At 45.9% G+C, this 16,647-nt stretch carries 14 protein-coding genes; all 14 read left to right on the plus strand.

From position 1 onward, the window contains the following. Positions 1-20 precede the first annotated feature (20 nt). The 14 genes from MKY19_RS00305 to MKY19_RS00370 all read left to right on the plus strand — a co-directional run bounded on the left by MKY19_RS00305 (position 21) and on the right by MKY19_RS00370 (position 16,640). Positions 21-356: a septum formation initiator family protein gene (locus tag MKY19_RS00305; RefSeq protein ID WP_042183861.1), complete on the plus strand. Its 336-nt coding sequence runs from the start codon at positions 21-23 to the stop codon at positions 354-356. A 124-nt stretch (positions 357-480) separates the two neighbouring features. After that, entirely contained in the window at positions 481-981 is a 501-nt protein-coding gene (locus MKY19_RS00310; RefSeq protein WP_036678766.1) for a S1 domain-containing RNA-binding protein, read from the plus strand. 343 nt (positions 982-1,324) lie between these two features. Beyond that, complete coding sequence (gene spoIIE, locus MKY19_RS00315) at positions 1,325-3,832, plus strand: stage II sporulation protein E (protein WP_076300975.1); 2,508 nt, start codon at positions 1,325-1,327, stop codon at positions 3,830-3,832. A gap of 538 nt (positions 3,833-4,370) precedes the next feature. After that, on the plus strand, positions 4,371-5,117 hold the full coding sequence (locus MKY19_RS00320; RefSeq protein ID WP_042183866.1) for a VWA domain-containing protein: 747 nt from the start codon (positions 4,371-4,373) through the stop codon (positions 5,115-5,117). After that, positions 5,107-6,045 (plus strand): serine/threonine protein kinase, encoded by a 939-nt coding sequence (locus MKY19_RS00325; RefSeq protein ID WP_339799624.1) that lies wholly within the window; start codon positions 5,107-5,109, stop codon positions 6,043-6,045. Before MKY19_RS00320 ends, MKY19_RS00325 begins: the two co-directional genes overlap by 11 nt. Before the next feature lie 36 nt (positions 6,046-6,081). Further along, positions 6,082-7,524, plus strand: a complete 1,443-nt coding sequence (gene tilS / locus MKY19_RS00330; protein WP_339799626.1) for a tRNA lysidine(34) synthetase TilS — start codon at positions 6,082-6,084, stop codon at positions 7,522-7,524. Positions 7,525-7,570: 46 nt separating this feature from the next. After that, positions 7,571-8,110 carry a hypoxanthine phosphoribosyltransferase gene (gene hpt, locus MKY19_RS00335; protein WP_042183870.1) on the plus strand — a complete coding sequence of 180 codons (540 nt, stop codon included), beginning with the start codon at positions 7,571-7,573 and terminating at the stop codon, positions 8,108-8,110. 109 nt (positions 8,111-8,219) lie between these two features. Beyond that, entirely contained in the window at positions 8,220-10,274 is a 2,055-nt protein-coding gene (gene ftsH / locus MKY19_RS00340) for an ATP-dependent zinc metalloprotease FtsH (protein WP_042183872.1), read from the plus strand. A 257-nt stretch (positions 10,275-10,531) separates the two neighbouring features. Then, a complete protein-coding gene (nadA, locus tag MKY19_RS00345; RefSeq protein ID WP_042183878.1) occupies positions 10,532-11,470 on the plus strand; it encodes a quinolinate synthase NadA in 939 nt (312 codons plus the stop codon). A gap of 39 nt (positions 11,471-11,509) precedes the next feature. Beyond that, positions 11,510-13,126: an L-aspartate oxidase gene (gene nadB, locus MKY19_RS00350; protein WP_042183881.1), complete on the plus strand. Its 1,617-nt coding sequence runs from the start codon at positions 11,510-11,512 to the stop codon at positions 13,124-13,126. Beyond that, positions 13,116-13,991 (plus strand): carboxylating nicotinate-nucleotide diphosphorylase, encoded by an 876-nt coding sequence (gene nadC / locus MKY19_RS00355; RefSeq protein WP_042183890.1) that lies wholly within the window; start codon positions 13,116-13,118, stop codon positions 13,989-13,991. Before nadB ends, nadC begins: the two co-directional genes overlap by 11 nt. Beyond that, positions 13,988-14,755 carry a type III pantothenate kinase gene (locus tag MKY19_RS00360; RefSeq protein WP_042183892.1) on the plus strand — a complete coding sequence of 256 codons (768 nt, stop codon included), beginning with the start codon at positions 13,988-13,990 and terminating at the stop codon, positions 14,753-14,755. Before nadC ends, MKY19_RS00360 begins: the two co-directional genes overlap by 4 nt. Before the next feature lie 47 nt (positions 14,756-14,802). Then, entirely contained in the window at positions 14,803-15,687 is an 885-nt protein-coding gene (hslO, locus tag MKY19_RS00365; RefSeq protein WP_339799630.1) for an Hsp33 family molecular chaperone HslO, read from the plus strand. Positions 15,688-15,695: 8 nt separating this feature from the next. Further along, entirely contained in the window at positions 15,696-16,640 is a 945-nt protein-coding gene (locus tag MKY19_RS00370; RefSeq protein WP_339799632.1) for a peptidylprolyl isomerase, read from the plus strand. The last annotated feature ends 7 nt before the right edge of the window (positions 16,641-16,647 follow it).

Consider the following 16,647-nt stretch of genomic DNA (forward strand, 5'->3'; position numbering starts at 1 on the left):
TGAATTAGGGGGTACGTTGCATGAACAGATTTACTGCGGAAGAGAAAAGTAATCATAGCAAAAATTCGGCCGCAGGCGCGAAGAGAAGAAGATTTATGTGGATTGTCTTTGTGGCAGTATTTTTTGGTTGGGCGGGTTATACTTACTTCGCTCAAAGTGCGGTCATTGCGGACAAGGGTGAGGAACTTGCAAAGAAACAGGAGACTAGTGAGGATGTCATGGCATCTTTAACTCAATTAAAATATGAATTATCCAGACTTAATGATGACGAGTATATTGGCCAATTAGCACGTAAATGGTACAATATCTATCCTCAAGGGGAAACTCCTATTCGAACAGAGCAATCAGAGCAATAATAGCGGCGAAAAGAGGCTTTTACTCTGTTGCCTTGCTTTGCTCTTTACTGTATAATCAAATCACCGCAGACAGGATGACCTTAATATTCGTCTGTATATTTTTAAGGGAGGATCATTTTATTCTATGGCAATTGAAGTGGGCACCAAGTTAGAAGGCAAAGTGACAGGCATCACGCATTTCGGAGCATTTGTGGATCTGTCAGGAGGTGTCACAGGTCTCGTTCACATCTCGGAAATCGCCGATAATTATGTCAAGGATGTTAACGATCATCTGAAGATTAGTGATGTAGTAACAGTCAAGGTGATCAACGTCGATAAGGACGGCAAGATCGGACTTTCCATTAAGCAGGCTGTTGACAAGCCAGCATCGGAAGTACGTCCGCCTAGAGCTCCAAGACCAGAACGTCCTAGCGGCGGAGACCGTTTCGGCGGTGGAGGCGGCAGTGGTGGAGGCGGCGGTGGATTCAATCGTGAACGGGGTGGGCGTCCATTTAAGCCTGCAGCCGGTAAACCTTCATTCGAGGATAAAATGTCGCGATTCCTGAAAGACAGCGAAGAACGGATATCTTCGATTAAGAAGAACACAGAAGGAAAGCGCGGAGGCCGTGGAGCTAAACGCGTGTAATCCAATACCTGTACATCATAAATAACCGCAGGGGCATTTCGCCCTTGCGGTTTTTTTGTCATGTCATATAAAATTGCCGACAGCATCCATGTCATTCTCACATAACTCTAGGGCAATCGCTGACGAAAGACCGCCGCGTCAGCGCGTGAAATTACGTTGTAAACAATCTTGAAACCAATCAACCTACCGTCCCGCAAGGGATAGAACCGCTTTTTTACAGATCATGAATGAAGGCTTTTTTGTCGGAAATTTCTTGTGTGTGTCCCTCCATTTCTGACAAACTTTCTCAATTCCCCGGTTATATAATGAGTACCATAAATTCTTAAACGGGTGGTGTAGGGGAATGAGTAAAAGCAACGTGGTAAATTTGCCAGAGTGGACAAGAGTGGGAAGTGAAGATAAGAAGCAGAGACAAGCATTGCGCACGCGTATTACAGCTTGGGGTCAGAAACAACGGTATATTCAGCTAATAGCAGCGAAGAAATGGATGCTATTGCTTAGTTTCATGGGGTTTCTGCTGGGTAGAGCCATGATTCTGGACGAACTATCCCCTTTTGCTGTCGCATACTTTGCCGTCATTGTGTTTATGCGTCGCGACTCTATTCTACCTGTAGCTGCAGCCATTATAGCTGGAAGTCTCTTTACTCCATTCCCTGGAGCTTTGGTTACTACTGCTGAGCTGATTATTTTCTTTTTAGTTTATAAAGGCTTGGAAAGTTATGAACGAATAGATTTATCCTATGCACCACTTATGGTGTTCGTGTCTTCGTTTATGGTTGGCTTGTTCCAGATTGTTATTGGACCTTCTCTTTCTTGGTATCCGCTTATGATGACAACACTAGATGCTTTACTAGGTTTTGTACTTACACTGGTGTTCATTCAAGCGCTGCCTTTACTAACCTATAAGCAAAAGAGTAGAGCGCTCAGGAACGAGGAGATTCTGTGCCTTATTATCTTACTTGCCTCAGTAATGACGGGCCTTGTGGGCTGGACCCTTAATGGTTTGTCTTTGGAGCATATATTGTCACGATATTTGATTCTACTCTTCGCCATGGCAGGGGGGGCTCCTCTTGGGGCTGCTGTTGGGGTGGTGACCGGATTGATTCTCAGTTTGGCGGATATTAGTGCTATCTATCAAATGAGCCTGCTTGCTTTTTCTGGAATGCTAGCGGGAATGATGCAGGGTGGTCGAAAAGGTGCAGTATCTATCGGGATGTTGCTAGGATCCACGATCCTTTCCGTCTATTTTACGGGTCCAGGTGATATGATGGCCTCAACATGGGAAACCTGCGTAGCGGTAGTGCTATTTCTTATAACGCCTAAGGCGATGATATCTGCCATTGCTAAATATGTTCCTGGCACGTCAGATCATAGCCGATCTCAACACGAATATGCGCGAAGGGTCAGGGATTTAACGGCAGAACGGGTGACGCAATTCTCACAGGTATTCCAGCAGCTGTCGAGCAGCTTTGGTCAGATTCCACGTGCCGGAGAAGTAGGGAAGTCAGACCGTGAGATGGAGGATTTCATGAGTACGGTGACAGAGGGTGCCTGTGCAGGATGCATTCGGCGTTCCCACTGCTGGGATGCAAAATTCTATCAGACGTATAGATATATGACAGATATGATGACTACTGTTGAGGAATGCCCTGATATTACGGCAGCTCAGCTGCCTCCGGAATGGAGCCGGATTTGCGGTAAAACTGGTGAAGTACTTGAAGTCATGAAAGGACAATATGATCTTTACCAACATGATATGCGATGGAAAAGACAAATATACGATAGTCGTCAATTTGTTGCCGAGCAGTTATCGGGCGTGTCACAGGTTATGGAGGACCTGGCGCGTGAAATAAAACGTGAGGGACAGGCTATGTATCGTCAGGAAGCTCAAATCCGTGAGACATTGGAGAAATTAGGGCTGTCTATTCATAGTATCGAAATCCTAAGTTTAGATCCTGGGCGTGTAGAAATAGAGGTGGTGCATGCCTATACTCGTGGTTTTGATGAATGCCGTAAAATGATCGCTCCACTCCTTTCCGACATACTAGATGAGAATATTGCTGTCATGAGCGAGACGGCAGTCCATCCTCGGGAAGGATTGTCGATGGTTACCTTCGGTTCAGCCAAAGCCTTTGAGATAAACACAGGAGTGGCCGTTGTTTCTAAAGGAGGAGATATGTTATCTGGCGATAGCTTCAGTACCGTGGAGCTTGGAAACGGCACCTTTGCAGTATCCATTAGCGACGGAATGGGAAATGGTGAGCGGGCGAGAATGGAGAGTAGTGCCGCCCTCGGTATGTTAGAAAAGCTACTGCAATCCGGTATGGATGAGAAGCTGGCTGTAAAGTCGGTAAACTCTATTCTCTTATTACGTTCTCCTGACGAGTTCTACGCTACCGTTGACATGGCTTTGATCGATCAGTATTCCGCACAGACAACTTTTATGAAGATTGCTTCCGCACCGAGCTTTATCCGGAGGGGTAGTGAGGTCATTCCAATAACCTCTAGCAATCTGCCTATAGGAATCATTAAAGATATCGATGTGGATCTGATCAGCATGCAGCTTCGGGCCGGTGATATTTTGATTATGATGACGGATGGTATTTATGATGCGCCAGGATATGCCGTTAATAAGGAGATATGGATGAAACGGTTGATCCAAGAGCTTGAGGGGGATGATCCTCAAGATTTGGCGGATAGCCTGTTAGATAAGGTAATCCGTTATCAGGGCAATGAGATCCATGATGACATGACAATTGTCGTCAGTCGTGTGGATCATTTCCATCCGGAATGGTCCAGCCTGCATATGCCTGGTGTTGGCCGAATGGAGCGTCCGCGTACGGTGAGTTAGGAATTTTCTCGGTTTAGGCTTAGGTTTTATGTTTAGTACGCGGAAGGGCCGTATTGCTTGTGTGTTTAAGCACGCACGAAGTGTCGTGTTGCCTATATATTTGCAGTGCGCGCAATGCGCCGTGCTGCTATAGGAGGTTTAAGTACGCGCGAAGCGTCGTGCGTGCTTGGAAGTCGGGGCGAGTCTGTGATGTGTAACTCGCCGGCCTCTACCATTACGTTTCAAAGGTTCGCTGACTTTGGAGCGTAATTTTTTAGATCTAAACTGTTTACTAGTGAAGGTACGGAACGGAGAGAAAGTTTGGAGCTGTAGAAGCGGAGCGTTCGCCTTTATTATTTGATTTCAACCGCAGAAGGCGGTTTTAATAGAGAAATCAAATAATAACAGCGATCGAAAGCCCAAACATTTCTCGCAGTTCCCCTATTCACTATCCCCTTAGTTCAGATCACAAATTTCCCCAACAAAAGCGACCGTTTGAAATCTCTCATTTCTGGATATGCTAGAAACAGAGGTTCAAACAAAGGGGGAGTTGAGGGTTATGAAGCAAATTATGCTCATTACTGACGGTTGTTCGAATGTAGGAGAAAGTCCGGTGTTGGCAGCGGCGCATGCCCTGCAGGAGGGAATCACCGTAAATGTGGTTGGTGTAGTTGATTATGGTACGATCGGCGAGCTCGGAAGCCGGGAGATTGCCGACATTGCCAAGGCCGGGGGAGGCCTTAGCCGAATAGTCGGAACGCCACAACTGGCGCAGACGATTCAGATGATGACACGCAAGACCGTGGTTCAGACGATCCAGCAGGCGGTTAATAAAGAGGTAAAAAAGATACTAGGCGATGGCTCATTGGATCAGTTACCTCCTGTTCAACGTTCACAGGTTGTTACAGTTGTAGATGAACTGACAGAAACAACACCGTTGCGCATTGCACTTCTTATCGATGCCAGTGCTAGTATGAAACCTAAACTGGGTGCTGTGGAAGATGCTATCCGCGATTTGGCGCTCAGTTTGGAAGCACGGGAAGGTAAGAGTGAGATTGCTGTGTTCCATTATCCTGGAAATAACAGCAGCGAAGATGCCAAGCTTGATCTAGATTGGACCCATGACATGTCAGGTATTCGTACGTTATTCTCTAAATTACACATGAGAGGCGCGACACCGACGGGTCCAGCTATTTTCAAGGTGCTTGAACATTATCGTTATGATACACTGGATGAACATCGTGGACGCCGACTAAGTGATGACCACGACGAAAGAGAAGGGATGATTGGTGGGTATGTCGTCTAATCCGTCCTATCCTACTGGTACCTTAATTAACGGCAAATGGCGGGGTAACCGTTATGTCGTTGAGCGGATGCTGGGAAGGGGCGCGAACGGAACCGTATATCTTGTGCAAAGAGAAGGCAGACGGGAAAGGTACGCGCTAAAAATCGGATACGATACACTTGAACTTCAATCGGAGATCAATGTACTAACCTCGCTGCAATCACGGCGAAAGCGGAATGAGCATCGTGCTCGTCGTGAGAATCCATTGTCTTCTTATTTTTTGGAAGCGGATGATTTTGCGAATGGGGATAATGTCCCCTTCTATGTAATGAGGTATGTTGAAGGCAAACCTCTGCATCATTTTTTATCGAAAAACGGTCCCGACTGGTTAGGCCTGGTAGGTCTTGGTCTGCTTGATAAGCTGCGCACGCTGCATGAATGCGGTTTTGTGTTCGGGGATTTGAAGCCGGAGAACGTCATGGTATCAAAGTACGGCGAAGTGGAGCTGATCGACTTTGGGGGCACAAGTCCTATTGGTCGCAGTGTGAAGCAGTTTACCGAATGGCATGACCGTGGTTTTTGGAATGCAGGCAGCCGCACGAGTGATGAGGGTTATGATCTATTCGCTTTTGCTGTACTGTGCCTCCGTCTTTTGAATGAAGAGGGGCTCAAGAAAGCTGCGCTACAGCTGCCGCAGACAAGAAGTGTAGATGAGCTGTTTAAGCTGGCTAGAAATCTACCCGACAAGAAACTATCCTCTTGGATTTGTTTGGCGTTAAAAGGAGGTTTCTCCGGTTCCGCTGATGCTACAGAGCTCTGGCGAAGCCATATTTACAATTCGCGTAGAAAGCGTCCTGATAGTATGGACACACCTCGCTGGCTCAAAAATGCTTTTGGGGTATCCTTGTTTGTGCTTGCCTTTACAATTTATTGGGTATTTCGGTTTTGAACTTATACATATAGTTAGAGAGAAGGGGGGCCGCATATGGAGCAAATGAATGGACTGGTGGAGTCAGTATTGGAGTCAGCAGCCGAGCACGAGCTGTGGGCGCCCCATGACACCATTGTAGTCGCAGTTTCCGGCGGCCCGGATTCTGTGGCTCTTTTGCATGTTTTGCATGAAATAGCTTTAAACGTTATGCCACTTACCTTAATATGCGCTCATGTGAATCACGGATTTAGAGCGGAGTCTAAGGAAGAGGCAGAGCTAGTACATGGTATGGCTGAACAATTGGGACTGCCCTTTGAGTTGGCAGAATTCGATATTCCCTCTTTGGCTAAAGAGAGTGGACTCGGCCCTGAGGGGACAGCACGCGAGAAGCGATACGAATTTCTGATTGATACCGCACACCGTTATGGGGCGCGCTCTGTTGCTCTGGCTCATCATGCGGATGATCAGGCAGAAACGGTGATTATGCGTCTATTGCGAGGAAGCGGTTTATCGGGGCTGTCCGGTATCAAGTGGAAAAGAACAGAAAAAAAGGTGGAACTCATTCGTCCATTCCTACGTATTAACAAAACGGCTCTTCTTGGGTTATGTCAGAATGAAGGTTTCACCTATGCCGAGGATGCAACTAATCTGCTGACGAAATACAAGCGGAATGCTGTTCGATTGGAAGTTCTTCCTTTTCTGGAAAGATATAACGGCAGAGTGAGACAGTCACTTGTGCAGCTTGCGGAAATTGCAGGAGCTGAGGATGAATATATGGAGGCATCTGCGGTAAAATGCTTTGAGGAGCTGGTTTCGGAAGGGGAAGGGAAATATACCTTTAACAGAGCTTCATTTGCGGCCATACCCTCCGCTTTACAACGGCGTTTGATTAAACTAATATTAAATTATCTGTCGGCGGATCTATCTGCCCTTGATTTCTCCAAGATTGAATCTGTACGTCGGGGAACGCTGCAGAGCTATCCCACCACCTGGAGTTTGGATTTAGGTGGAGGCCTGACTTGTGTGCGGCAATATGATATCATCTTGTTCTCGTCCAAGCCCGCGCAGCAACAGGCAAGCTATACATATCGTCTGTTTTTACCGGATTCCGAGCTTAAGCTGGAGGAAATAGGTAAGGTGATGTCGATGGCGGTGCTGGAGAGAGAAAACTTTTTTGTACAGGGGGAGGATTATGGGAAGATGTCGGCTTGGTTTGACCGTGATGAACTGGTCTTTCCACTAACGATACGTTCCCGATTGCCTGGAGATACCATAAGAGTCATGGGATTAAACGGAAGCAAAAAGGTAAAAGATATTTATATTGATGATAAAATACCTGCTGCTGAACGCTCAATGATCCCCCTCGTTTGTGATGGTTTGGGCAATATTGTCTGGATTCCGGGCGTAAGACGCTCGATGCATGCCGCAGTAGGGCGGCAAACGACCTCGGTACTTCTATTGTCTCTAGCAGAGCTGGATGACCGTGAAGAAACGTAATGGTCGATGTAAGTCTTTCATAGTATAACTTAGGAGGTTTCGCAAGTTGCAAAATGATATTCAAGAAGTCTTGATCACCGAAGAGGAACTTCAGCAGAAAATTAAGGAGCTCGGTCGAACACTGAGCGAAGAATACGCAGGACGTACCCCTTTAGTCATTTGTGTACTAAAAGGCGCGTTTATATTTATGGCAGATCTGGTTAAAGCCATTACAGTACCTGTTGAGATGGATTTCATGGCAGTATCTAGCTATGGAGCATCCACCAAGTCCTCTGGTGTTGTCAAAATTATTAAGGATTTAGATGTATCGGTAGAAGGCCGCGATATCTTGATCGTTGAAGATATTATTGACAGTGGCCTTACGCTCAGCTATTTGATTGAGCTACTCCGCAACCGCAATGCTGCTTCTATCAATGTGGTTACCTTGTTTGATAAGCCCTCAGGTCGTACGGTTAATCTAGAAGCCAGCTATACAGGCTTCGTGTTGCCAGACGAATTTGTAGTAGGCTACGGATTGGATTATGCCGAGCGGTATCGGAACCTCCCATATGTTGGAGTACTGAAGCCTGAGATTTATTCCAATTGAACTATTGATTGCCTTGATCATACGGATCGGGCACCCTTGGCTTCCTTTATTTGAGGTGTCCCAAGAGGCTATGGTACAATAACTTGAGTGTTGCGAGAGGAGGTAGGGGATGAATCGGTTCATCCGGAATTCTGGTTTTTATTTGATTTTATTTTTAGTCGTGGTGGGTATTGTCCAGTTTGTGAGCAATGGAAATGAAGCCGCCGATTTCCCTAGATACGACGAGTTACGGCAGGAGATCAAGAGCAACAATGTGAAGGATTTGACGGTTCAGTTTGAGGGTAATGCCTTTTTAGTTACAGGCGAATATAGAGAGTTGCCTGCCGATACTAAATCGAAAAGCTTCTCCACATATATTCCTCCAACAGATGCTGCTATTAATGAACTGATTCAAGCCAGTGATGTTAATGGGATTGAATTAACTCAGAAGAAAATGGAAGGTACCAGCATTTGGCTGACATTCCTTTCTTCTATTATCCCGCTAGTCATTATGTTCATCTTGTTCTTCTTCCTGTTTAACCAGGCGCAAGGTGGCGGCGGTAAAGTCATGAATTTCGGCAAGAGCAAGGCTCGGTTATATAATGAAGAGAAGAAGAAAATCAGCTTCGAGGATGTTGCAGGGGCGGACGAAGAGAAGCAAGAGCTTGTCGAAGTCGTTGAGTTCCTGAAAGATCCGCGCAAATTTGCAGCTGTCGGTGCACGTATCCCTAAAGGCGTACTGCTTGTAGGCCCTCCGGGAACAGGTAAAACATTGCTTGCACGTGCAGTAGCAGGTGAAGCCGGTGTTCCTTTCTTTAGTATTTCCGGTTCCGATTTTGTAGAAATGTTCGTGGGTGTCGGTGCTTCTCGGGTACGTGATTTGTTCGAGAACGCTAAGAAGAACGCGCCATGTATTATCTTCATTGATGAAATTGATGCTGTGGGTCGTCAACGCGGCGCCGGACTCGGCGGCGGACATGACGAGCGCGAGCAAACACTTAACCAATTGCTGGTTGAGATGGATGGATTCGGTGGTAACGAAGGCATTATTATTGTTGCGGCAACTAACCGCGCTGATATACTTGATCCTGCATTACTTCGTCCAGGACGTTTTGACCGTCAAATTACGGTTGACCGCCCTGACGTAAAAGGCCGTGAAGCTGTACTTAAGGTTCACGCTCGTAACAAGCCGCTTACGAAAGATGTAAGACTGGATGTTGTCGCTAAACGCACAACTGGATTCACGGGTGCTGATCTAGAGAATCTGCTAAATGAAGCAGCATTGCTAGCTGCACGTCGTAACCGCAAAGATATTTCCATGATTGAAGTGGATGAAGCCATTGACCGTGTTATCGTGGGTACTGAGAAACGTAGTCGGGTTATCAGTGACCGTGAGAAACGCATTGTTGCTTACCATGAAGCAGGCCATACTATAGCTGGTTATTTCCTTGAGCATGCTGATATGGTGCATAAAGTTACAATTATCCCACGCGGACGTGCCGGCGGATATGTTATTATGCTTCCGAAGGAAGATCGGATGATCGTTACCAAGCAGGAGCTTTTGGATAAGGTTACTGGATTACTTGGTGGACGTGTTGCCGAAGAATTGTTTATTGGTGAGATCGGTACGGGCGCATACAGTGACTTCCAACAGGCTACGCGCATCGTGCGTGCCATGATCATGGAGTACGGTATGAGCGATAAGCTTGGACCTATGCAGTTCGGCTCGTCTCAAGGCCAAGTATTCTTGGGTCGTGATATTGGGCATGAACAGAATTATAGTGATTCCATCGCTTATGAGATTGATCAAGAAATGCAGAACTTTATTACTTCGAGCTACGAACGTTGTAAAGAACTGTTGCTCAAATACTCTAAAGAAATGCACCTGATTGCCAATACGTTACTTGAGAAGGAAACACTTGAGCTTGATCAGATTAAAGAGCTGATTGAACAAGGATTCCTTTCTGAAGATGGTAAGGCTGAGGGTGGCGAAGGCGTTGCGCTTGAAGTTGGCGAACCTGTCATTGATAATATCGGTGATGTGCGTGTCCGCATTCAAGGCAAGTCTGAAGATACTGATTCCACGCCTCCGAACCTATCAAAGGAAATCCCGAACAAACCTGAATCTGAGGGTAATGACGGATCTGATGATGACAATAAAGGCGGCGGAACTAGCCTTACCTAAGCAGGATCACTATTCATAAGATGTAAATTAATCCGGAGAGCGTAATTGTCTCCGGATTTTTTATTTTAATTTTTAGGTAATTTCATGCTTGGAAGCCTGTCTAGTCACATTGACAGGGGCTGGAACGTTGTGTACATTAGTGATTAATATTACTTACTATTAACATCAGCTTATTCATTTTTTCGGATGATGGCTCATGCCATTTGATAACATCGCACCGGCGTAAAGCCGCGAAGATTTAAGGGGGAGAACAATCGGTGGAAGCTCTGGCACTTGAGCGTAAGCAGGAACAGAATCGAGAACTTCGTATACGTCTTGAACAGCTTAAGAAGGAAAGAAACGCAATCATTTTAGCTCATTATTATCAACGTGATGAAATTCAGGAGGTTGCCGATTTCCGGGGAGACTCTTTTTTACTCGCTCAGAAGGCTGCAGAGACTGATGCAGAGGTTATTGTATTCTGCGGTGTTCATTTCATGGGGGAAAGTGCTAAAATTCTGGCTCCAAACAAAACCGTCCTTATTCCTGATGAACGTGCAGGCTGCCCAATGGCTGATATGGTCAATGTAGACGGTTTGCGTAAGCTTAAAGCGCAACATCCAAATGCTAAAGTGGTGACTTATATCAACTCGTCTGCAGAGATTAAAGCGGAAACTGATATCTGTTGTACCTCTGCCAATGCCGTGAAAGTAATCGAATCCCTCGATGCTGAAGAAATTATCTGGGTACCCGATAAGAATCTTGGTCAATACGTACAAGATCAGACCGGCAAAAAACTGATTATCTGGGAAGGCTATTGCAACACTCATGATATGTTGACTGTTAAAGATGTAGTAGAAATGAGAGCGAAATACCCAGAAGCAGAATTTGTAGTTCATCCAGAATGTCGTCCGGAAGTAGTGGCCATGGGTGATTATGTAGGTAGTACTACATCCATTCTCGAGTATTGCCGGAAATCTGACCGTAAGCAATTTATCGTTGGAACTGAGGATGGTACAGGGTATCAGCTTCGTAAAGATAGTCCGGATAAAGAATTCCATTTTGCTACAAAATTTCTTGTTTGTCCTAATATGAAAGTTAACAATCTAAAAAAACTGGTGAAATGCCTGGAGACGATGAAGCCACAAATCTATGTACCGCCTGCTGTCGCCGACAAAGCCAGAACTTCCCTAGAGCGCATGCTACAAGTCCGGTAGTATGCGCTACTCTTTCGTTGAAACAGGTGAAACGCGGTCATGATTCCACAATATTTGGTTGATTTTGATCTTCGGGATATTCCTAAAGTAAAGACAGATTGTATTGTTATCGGTTCAGGGATTGCCGGATTGTTCACAGCTATTAAAGCTAGTGAAGATCGGCGTGTCATTATGATCACAAAGAAATCAGTAATGGAGAGTAATACTCGCTATGCACAGGGGGGGATCGCAGCTGTAATCGCTGAGGACGATTCCCCTGCTTACCACCGGCAGGATACATTAATGGCGGGAGCAGGTCTGTGCTCATCCACAGCTGTCGATGCACTTGTTAATGAAGGACCAGATAGAGTTCATGAGCTAATTCGTTTAGGTACTCTTTTTGATAAGGAAGATGGGGTACTGGCTTTGACGCAGGAAGGAGCGCATAGTCACCGTCGTATTTTGCATGCTAATGGAGATGCTACAGGGTATGAGATCGTTCGTGCCTTGGCTGAACAGGTAGCTGAACATGAGAACATTGAGGTGTGGGATGATCATTATGTCATTGATCTCATCACTGAAGGTGGAGAATGTGTAGGCGCATTGTTGCAGCGTCCCGGCGGCGGACGGTTATTCCTGCAAGGGGATGCGACTATTTTGTGCTCTGGCGGTGCAGGACAATTATTTAGATACACTACCAACCCTGAAGTAGCTACAGGCGACGGGGTAGCCATTGCTTATCGTGCCGGGGCTCATATACGAGATATGGAATTTATTCAATTTCATCCTACAGCATTGAGTTATCCTGGAGCTCCTAGATTCCTAATCTCCGAAGCAGTTCGTGGGGAAGGAGCAGTATTGCGCAATATTAATGGAGAGCGGTTCATGAAACGATATCATGAGTTGCTTGAGCTAGCCCCACGAGATATTGTAGCTCGGGCTATTGTAAGTGAAATGGAGCTTACAAAGTCAACGTTTGTCTATTTGGATATTACGCATGAATCCCCAGAAATGGTGAAGCATCGTTTCCCTACAATACATGAGACCTGTATGGGCTATGGACTGGATATTACAAGTGATTGGATTCCAGTGGCTCCAGCTGCGCATTATATGATGGGGGGCATTAAGACCGATCTGAATGGGGAGAGTACGATTCCTCGCTTGTTTGCTTGCGGGGAGGTTTCTTCCACAGGCGTACATGGGGCTAATCGATTAGCAAGCAATTCATTATCGGAAGCAGTTGTTTTTGGACATCGTATTATTGAGCGGATTCGCCAATTATCTCCGCTTGGATGTGATGTAACATCAGTTAGTAGCAACGAAGGGCGTGTTGATTCGCCAACTCAAGCTATTGTGGAACGCCGTTTGAAGCTACAAAAGGTAATGGTTCGATATGCTGGATTACGACGTAATGAAGAGACCTTGTCTAAGGGAATAGAAGAATTGAAACGGCAGCTACCCATCTTTGGATCCGTATTGACTAAACGCGAGGAATACGAGTTCGCTAATATGCTGACCTGCTGTTTGCTCGTGACAGAGTCTGCTCTAGCACGGGAAGAGAGTCGCGGGGCACATTACCGTGAGGATTACCCGCAGCGAAGTGATGATCAGTGGCGCAAGCACCTGCTTCAAATTCGCGATCTGGGAATAGTGGAGGAATTAAGCGATGATGTTTAATGGTTACAATGAAGAACTAGTACAATCCATTAAGGCTTGGCTGCGGGAAGATGTTGGTTCCGGTGATGTAACAACACAAATGACAATACCTGTTGGCCATGAATCTAAAGGGATTATTCATGCTAAAGAAGATGGCGTAATTTGTGGTATCCCGATTGCAGAGTTGGTTTTTGAAATTGTTGATCCTACGCTTAGCTTTACAGCCCTTGTAGAAGAAGGTCAAGCAGTGACAAAAGGGACTGTAATTATTGAGGTAGAGGGAAGCACACATGCAATTCTTACGGGTGAACGGCTTGCACTCAACTTGATGCAGCGTCTTTCCGGTGTAGCATCACGTACGTCATCTTTCGTACAGGTGCTCGATGGATTACCGACTCGTCTAGTAGATACACGTAAGACTACACCAGGACATCGTATGCTGGAAAAATATGCAGTTCGTGTTGGTGGAGGCTTTAATCATCGTTTTGGTCTATATGATGCGGTTATGATCAAGGACAATCATATCAAAGGTGCAGGTGGTATTAGGCAGGCAGTAGGTCGTGCGCGGAAGAACATTCCACATACGATGAGCATTGAAGTAGAGACTGAGAACTTAGAGCAAGTCGAAGAGGCGCTGGCAGCAGGTGCTGATATTATTATGCTTGATAATATGTCTAACGAGATGATGAAGCAAGCGGTGGCTAGGATTAAAGCTAAAGCTCCACATGTCAAGACAGAGGCCTCCGGCAATGTATCGTTAGAAACGGTTCGTGGGATCGCAGAAACAGGTGTGGATGTGATTTCTGTAGGACGCCTTACGTACTCCTTTTCCAGTCTGGATATTAGTCTAGACCTTAATGCCAAGAAGGAAGGGTCCTCATCATGATGCTTGCTGTCGATGTCGGTAATACCAATATTGTTCTCGGTGTATACAGAAAGCGCGAATTGTTACATCATTTTCGGCTAAGTACTGCGCGCCAATCCACCGTGGACGAATATGGAGTGCTGATACACAATCTTTTTCAGATGTCAGGGATCTCTGTCAAAGATGTGGAAGGTGTAATTATATCCTCGGTAGTTCCACCTCTGGTTAAGACTATCGTGGATATGTGTATAAAGTATATAGGCAAAGATCCGTTACTCGTAGGACCAGGGATAAAAACGGGACTTAATCTTCGCTATGAGAATCCGCGTGAGATTGGCGCAGACCGGATTGTTAATGCTGTGGCTGCGATTGAACAATATAAATGTCCGCTTGTTGTTGTTGATTTTGGTACGGCTACGACCTTCGACTGTATCGATGCAGGGGCTAATTATCTTGGAGGAGCGATTGTTCCGGGTCTTGTTATTTCTACAGAGGCCTTATACCAGCGGGCGTCGAAACTGCCACGAATTGAGTTGGAGAAGCCTAAAAAGGTTATCGGACGTAATACAGTTCACGCTATGCAGGCTGGTATTATTTTTGGGTATGCAGGCCAAGTCGAGGGGATTGTAAAGCGTATCAAAATCGAGATGAACGCTCCGGAACTGAAGGTTATTTCTACTGGAGGCCTCGCTTCGCTAATTGCGGGGGAGACGGATTGTATCGACGAAGTAAATCCTATGTTAACACTAGAAGGATTACGAATTATTTATGACCGTAACCAATAAAGATAAAGAAGCCTAAAGGGCGAAGAGATAGGAGGGCTATGCACCCAATGGAAAAAAAGAAGGATCGACTTATCCGTGGAACGGCTATGAATGGTAAAGTGAGAGCGTTTGCTGTCCGCACAACAGAATTGGTCGAGGAATTGCGTCGCAGACATGATACGTATCCAACGGCTACAGCCGCACTTGGACGTACAGTTACCGCTGCAGCCATGATGGGCGCTATGCTTAAAGGAAGAGAGAAGCTATGTATCATGGTCAAAGGGGATGGACCGATCGGGCAAATCGTTGCGGAGTCCAATGCGTTGGGAGAAGTGTGCGGTTATGTACACCATCCTCACATTCACTTACCTAGCAATAGTATGGGTAAATTGGATGTTGCTGGAGCCGTAGGAACTGAAGGGTTCATTGATATTATAAAGGATTTAGGTTTGAAGGAACCTTATCGAGGTAGTATTCCTATCATCTCCGGAGAACTTGCGGAAGATTTCACTTATTATTTCGCTGTTTCTGAACAAACCCCAGCTGCAGTTGGCTTAGGTGTATTAGTGGATACCGATGAGTCAGTGATTGTAGCCGGAGGGTTTATCGTGCAGCTTCTTCCAGGACTGACGGATGCGGAGATTACGGAGATCGAAAAAGCTCTAGGGGCTATGCCTTCCGTGACAACACTTCTTGATCAGGGTCTTGAGCCAGAAGAAATGCTGCGTTTTCTTTTGCCGGATGCCTTAGTTATGGATGAACTGGATATTAACTTTGCTTGTCAATGTTCGCGTGAGCGGGTAGAGCAGACATTGGTTAGCTTAGGGCAAGATGAACTGGAGAGATTAATTGCAGAAGATGAGCAGGCTGAAGTTGTATGTCATTTTTGCAACGAGGCTTATGTTTTTAATAAGGACGAATTACAGGTCATTTTAGAACAAGCGAAATCGTAGGGCATGGGATGATGACGAGACAGGAACGTGCACTTCGCAATACGGTTGTTATTCTGGCTGTCGCAACTTTAATGCTCGGGGGCCTATTGTTCTGGAGCTTACGCGCCATGGCTCTTCTAAAAGGGGATACAACAGAAAACGAAACACCGGATGCAGCGACTGCAGGCGGATTACCGATAACAGATAAGCAGTGGATGGATGAGCTCAAAAAAAAGCATGGCCACGAAGTGCTGGTTGGAATGATCAATCATATTGTTGTGAAGAAGGAAGCAAAGGCTCTGGGGATTACCGTGACCGACGATGAGGTTGAGCAAGAACTTGCACGAACTATGGTTGGATACGGATCGGAAGAACAGTATTATGCACAAATGCAGTCTCAGCTGGGGTTATCTCGTCAGGAAGTGTTCGCAGAAACGGCTTATCGTCTGACCTTACAAGCAATAGCCACTGATGGTATTACGATTAAGGAAGCTGATATCGATACTTATTTAGACCAAAACACGGAGCGTTTCACTCCCAAAAGGGAATTGGAACTCTCCATGATTAAGGTTTCATCTTATGACGAAGGCGAGCAAGTAATGGATCGCTTGGAGCAGGGCGAGAATTTTGCTGATTTAGCTAGGGAAGTTTCCATTGATGCAGAGAGTCGGCTGCAAGGAGGCCGTTTGGGCAAAGTAGAGGAAGACGATCCTTTTTGGCCTGAGGGACTGCTTAAGACCGCTGCTAGTTTGGATGAGGGTGATATAGCGGGGCCGATTCAGGCGGAGGACGACTTCGCTATCATTCGACTAGAGAGTATTCACACACAAAATATTCCTGATCAAAAGGAAATTCGAGCGCTGATACGTCAAGAGCTGGCGTTGGAGCAAGCACCCCCTTTACAACAAGTGGAGAGTGATTTGCGCACGAAATATGATGTGGCAATAAATATTGACAACAGCCTGCAAGATTGATAATATG

Origin of the sequence: Paenibacillus sp. FSL R5-0744 (assembly GCF_037972555.1) — a bacterium.
Taxonomy (GTDB): domain Bacteria; phylum Bacillota; class Bacilli; order Paenibacillales; family Paenibacillaceae; genus Paenibacillus_AQ.